6 protein-coding genes are annotated in these 4,909 nt (G+C 36.8%); 3 read left to right on the top strand and 3 right to left on the bottom strand.

Annotation, left to right across the window (positions count from 1 at the left end; genetic code table 11):
* On the top strand, positions 1–535 hold a 535-nt coding region (locus tag C200_RS08975; protein ID WP_033923741.1), incomplete at its 5' end, for a LysR substrate-binding domain-containing protein.
* A 109-nt stretch (positions 536–644) separates the two neighbouring features.
* Positions 645–962, top strand: a complete 318-nt coding sequence (locus tag C200_RS08970; protein ID WP_016211335.1) for a hypothetical protein — start codon at positions 645–647, stop codon at positions 960–962.
* On the opposite strand, the gene C200_RS08965 is transcribed toward C200_RS08970, so the two are convergent.
* Both C200_RS08965 and C200_RS08960 read right to left on the bottom strand, forming a co-directional pair.
* The gene (locus C200_RS08965; protein ID WP_032126267.1) at positions 956–1,198 is read right to left on the bottom strand and encodes a hypothetical protein; all 243 of its coding nucleotides are present in this window, start codon (positions 1,196–1,198) and stop codon (positions 956–958) included. The two genes, C200_RS08970 and C200_RS08965, sit on opposite strands and share 7 nt — an antisense overlap.
* Before the next feature lie 347 nt (positions 1,199–1,545).
* Positions 1,546–2,646 (bottom strand): carbohydrate kinase family protein, encoded by a 1,101-nt coding sequence (locus C200_RS08960; RefSeq protein WP_016211330.1) that lies wholly within the window; start codon positions 2,644–2,646, stop codon positions 1,546–1,548.
* Between the two features lie 174 nt (positions 2,647–2,820).
* Here C200_RS08960 and pepB point away from each other — a divergent pair, with 174 nt between their 5' ends.
* Complete coding sequence (gene pepB / locus C200_RS08955) at positions 2,821–4,122, top strand: aminopeptidase PepB (RefSeq protein WP_098082827.1); 1,302 nt, start codon at positions 2,821–2,823, stop codon at positions 4,120–4,122.
* 107 nt (positions 4,123–4,229) lie between these two features.
* On the opposite strand, the gene C200_RS08950 is transcribed toward pepB, so the two are convergent.
* Positions 4,230–4,691 carry a hypothetical protein gene (locus C200_RS08950; protein WP_016211328.1) on the bottom strand — a complete coding sequence of 154 codons (462 nt, stop codon included), beginning with the start codon at positions 4,689–4,691 and terminating at the stop codon, positions 4,230–4,232.
* Positions 4,692–4,909: the final 218 nt, after the last annotated feature.

Below are 4,909 nucleotides of genomic sequence, written 5' to 3'. Positions count from 1 at the left end.
CACTTTGGCTGGCACAGAGGGTTTACGTATTGATACGACAGAATGTGTGCCAGATTTTGTCAATGAACAAATTGATCTAGCTGTAGGTTTCTCGCTTCCAGTGCTAAATCCAGGAGAGGTAATTCAAAGAAGAATGGCAACGACACGCTATGTTATGTGCGCTTCACCGCAGTATATTAAAGAATATGGTCAACCTAAGGGGTTAAATGATTTAATCAACCATCGGTATATAGAGCACTCTAGTCGTTTATCTAGCCAATTAAAGCTAAAATCTGAGTTTTCTGTTTGTTTGCAACCTTATCTAATTGTCAATACAGTTTCATCAATGATTGACTGTGCTGAAAATCATCTTGGTATAATTCAATTGCCCTTTTATATACTGGAGGAGAAATTAAAGAGTGGAGTGTTAATTGAAATACTAAAAGAGGTTCAATCGATGAATGCAAGCGTATATTATCATTATCCAAAGTTCCGATACATGCAGCCAAAGGTTAGAAGTTTTATTGACTACTTTTTAGAGACGAACAAAAAGTAACAAACTCTCTTTTACTTACCATAGATTAGATTGACAACCTTTTTTATTTGTTGTTAGAATGACCTCAGCCAAAGGATTGATATTCAATATACGATGAGTAGTTTTAATCATGAATAGTATTATAGAGATTAATGATTATCTCAGTGAAGATGATTTATTCTCGAGTTTCTTACATCAACGCCGCTGTTTTTATAAAAAAAAATTAAATATACAGCAAAATCATCATATCGAAATTATTGACCAAACTAGTAATGACTTGTTATTTACACGCAGTCAAGATATTACAGTCTTAGAGAAAAGTTCATCTGGAAAACTGCTTGCTAAATATCTTATAGAAAAGCGTGGCCATTGGTTTGGCTATGATAAATACGATGACTTTGGACGTTATCTTAAGAGCGAGATCATTGTTTCATCTAAAAGTCAGTAATAACTTGTTTTAATAGAAATAATTTTATCTATATTAATCATTTTTACAGAGGTAGGCAGAAAGCTCTTTAGCTTTACCTCTTCTTTATTTAAGCTTAAAACCCAGCCTTTCATTGATTTTATCGACTCACAATAACGTTGTTGCTTATCTTTAGCTAATACATCACAGTCGATTTCAACGGCCACTCCCTTTTTCTGTGCAGATTTTAGCTGCTTAAAAATGTTTATTACACTCAATTTTTATCTCCTTTAAATATCAAGTTTTAACTAAAAAACTATTGGCCCTATCATAACAATGGTGTAATAGCGTTTTCTCTAAAGGCTGTGCAAAGGTTTCTTAATTTTATATTAACTTTGTTATTGGTAATTTACCTTATTAATAATATTAAAACTAAAAAACAAGATGAAATTTTTTAATATTTGTAAAATTCAATGCTATAAATGATAATTATCATGTTAAAACTATGATACTTTGTATTGAAGTTAAGAGGATATTAAGATTAAAACTGTTTTGTAACTCTCCTTACTCAAAATAAAAGCAAAGCAAGGAGAGTTACGTACTTTAGCGTAGCTTGTATAATTTATTACCAACTCATAATATCAAATTGCTCTTTTGGTAGATTAGCAACAAGAACGTCCAATTGTTTATCATCAAGCAACCCTGTTTTAGCATCTGGGTATTGAATAACATTGGCGCTATTACAAAGCCCATAACGAATCGCATCAAGAATCCCTTTCCCTTGTGCTAATGCACCAACAAAGCTAGAACCGAACGCATCCCCCGCCCCCAATGTGTTAATAACATTATTAACTTTTAAGCTCGCATGAAAGTAAAGCTGCTCTTTTGTTGCAACATAAACCCCTTTCTCACCATCGGTAACGACAACAACTTGCGGACCTAGCTTTAAAACTTCTTTAAAGAATTGACGCAAACTAAAGGTGACATCTTGGTAAAAAATCGGCGTATCCAGTAATAACTCGCCACCATCACGTAATTGGTTAGCAATCTTGCCGCGGATATCATCATCTAGTTGAATCAACGAAGACATCAACTGTTTTGCTTCATCACTATTGAGGATTAACGTATCAATATATTGTAGCGAGTCCTTTAAAACGTCTGCACCATTAGTCAGCTGACTACTTCCTGGATTTGCTGCAACTTGAATATTTCTAGATTTAGCAAAGGAAATAAGTGAAGGTAACATCAGCGCCGTATCAGAGCTTAATGATGTAATATACAATTGATCAAAGCCAACTAACTTATTAATTTTAATATCATCCTGATGCCAATTGGCATTGGCACCGCGATACGCCATCACGGTTCGATCTCCACTTGGCGAAGGAACAACAACAGAAGACCCCGTCGCCGTTTCCATATCGACCATGACATTAGAAATATCGATACCATAGCTTTCTAACTCAGATTGAATTGTGCGTCCTGAAATATCATTGCCGACTTTACATAATACAGAGACATCAAAGCCTTGGCGTTTTAGCGAAACGGCCGAATTGGTCGCACCTCCTCCAGAAAATTGACTTAAGCCATCCAGCTCGATCTTTTTGCCCTCTTCTAATAAGATATAAGCCATTCCACCACGCTGATTACGTAAAAAAAGTGTTTCTGCATCATGGTAAGAGATAATTATATCTTGTGTTGCGCCACCGATGGTGAGTACTTTTTTCACCCTGGGTTCTCCTTATATCATGCCTGATCGCTATATCATTATTAGGCTGATATGATACACGAAAATACTCAAATACCTAGAGAACTCAAGCTAGAGCATTAATAAGATATTAAAATCTCATGTATAGTAATTATTAATTAACGATATAAGTATAAAGAAAAGAGAAGCATATTAATGAACGTTATTCTAACAACAGAGAGTCCAAAGTTACCTTGGCAATCTAACGCTTTGGTCTCTATCGAGAATGATCAAACATTTATTCATATCAAACAACTTGTAATGAATGATTATACTTTGCGTGATATTCAAAAAGCAGGACGCAAACTAGCCTCATGGCAATTGGCTCAGTTACAGTGCACAGGTAGTCATTGGGATTTAGAGTCACAATGGGCCTTTTATCAGGGGATCAGCTCTCCTAAAGGTAAAACGACACTTCATTTCACAGGGCTAGAGCAAGATAAAGCAATCTTAAATCAACTGCTAAAGGTTAGTCATTGGATTAGAACAACGACTAATCGAACACCCTCTGACTTACCTCCGACTGCACTTGCCGAAGAAGCATTACACTTTATCACTGAATGTGCTCCTAAAGGTACAGTTAATAGTGAAATTATTCAAGGAGACGCTCTAATCGATGCAGGTTTAAACGGTGCATATGCCGTGGGTAAAGGCAGCAATCAGTTACCTGCGATATTAAAACTTCACTATCGGCCAACGCTAGAAGAAAACACTCAAGTAGCACCTCCTACAGCAGCTCTTGTGGGTAAAGGTATCACCTTTGATAGTGGTGGTTACAGCTTAAAACAATCTACTTCTATGTTAGGCATGAAATCTGATATGGGGGGTGCCGCATTGATTACTGGTGGGCTTGCTTTAGCAATATTACAAGGACTTGATCAGCCAGTTGATTTGTATTTATGCTGCGCAGAAAATATGGTCAGCGATCGTTCTTATCGTTTAGGCGATATTATTAACTATCGTAATGGCTTAAACGTTGAGGTGGTTAATACTGATGCTGAAGGCCGTTTAGTGCTTGCTGATGGTTTGATTCTTGCAGCCGAATCTGGTGCACCTTTGATCATTGATGCAGCAACACTCACCGGCGGTGCAGCACGTGCGGTCGGCCCAGATTATAATGCAGTAATGGCATTGGATAAGGCACTCTCTCAAAAGTTATTAGCAGTTGCTGAATCTGTTAATGAGGCATATTGGCCATTACCGCTTGAACCATTTCATAAAGAAAACACCCCGTCAGCTTATACTGATACAGCCAACTCAAAACCGATTCCCGGGGGTGGTAATTCTGCTGCTAGTAATGCGGCTGGCTTTTTAAGTCGCTTTGTTCCTAATGAAGGTAAAGGCTGGTTACACCTAGATATTGCTGGCCGTGCTTTTATGGACAGTGCAAATAGTCTTTATGCTGCAGGAGCAACCGCGCATGGCTTTCGAACCATCGCAAAGATGCTACTGAGCTGAGTATCCATCGTCATAGTAAGTATCATGTGTTTTGTAACTCAAGCTCAGTTACAAAACACTATTTTAAATTAATATTCTAGGCAAGCTCTGGTGAGGACTCATACTCATCATCTGTCAATGCCAGCATAAATAAGTGTTTCATTATTATAGGGGTAATGCTTGCAGTCTTTATTATGGAGATATAAATCTGGTTCCATAATTTGATTATCTTTAAAAAAGTCAATTTTTTTAAAGATAGAGCTTTCTCCTTCCACTTCCATTACGCTTGAGCCAGCACGCGGATTGGAGATAAATTTACTCATGCCGCCTTCAAAAAACTCTTTAATTGTATCACCTCTATGGTGTTTATTTTTCATATCTGAATTGCATTGCAATAAGAGCCCTTTTATTTTTTTATCATCATTAGAATCATTTAATAAATTAATTTGATCCTGCAATTTTTTTAACATATCAAGTCTTTTTTCTTTTTTTGATGTAAAAAGATAGTGCTTATTTTCTACTTTTTGTATTAACTTTTGGATCTCATCAACAACTTGCTCCGCAACTGTTTTGTCTACTATTTTTGGCATTACGACACCCCTTTTCTTAATATATTTACACAGAGGTATGCTATATGCTAAATACTTGAAATGTTATTGAAGATATAAGTGCATTTTCGTAAGCGTCGCTACCTCGGTAGGTATTTTGCACATCCAATGATGCAAAATCGCCGAGCAAAACGCGACGACTATAAACCCGAACCTACCTCGGCCTACTCACCCCGTGCTTTAGCACTCCATGGCTCGCA

This window comes from Piscirickettsia salmonis LF-89 = ATCC VR-1361, assembly GCF_000297215.2.
Taxonomy (GTDB): Bacteria; Pseudomonadota; Gammaproteobacteria; order Piscirickettsiales; family Piscirickettsiaceae; genus Piscirickettsia; species Piscirickettsia salmonis.
The sequence above is the reverse complement of the archived record's forward strand: the minus strand, read 5'-3'. Positions and strand labels throughout refer to the sequence as shown.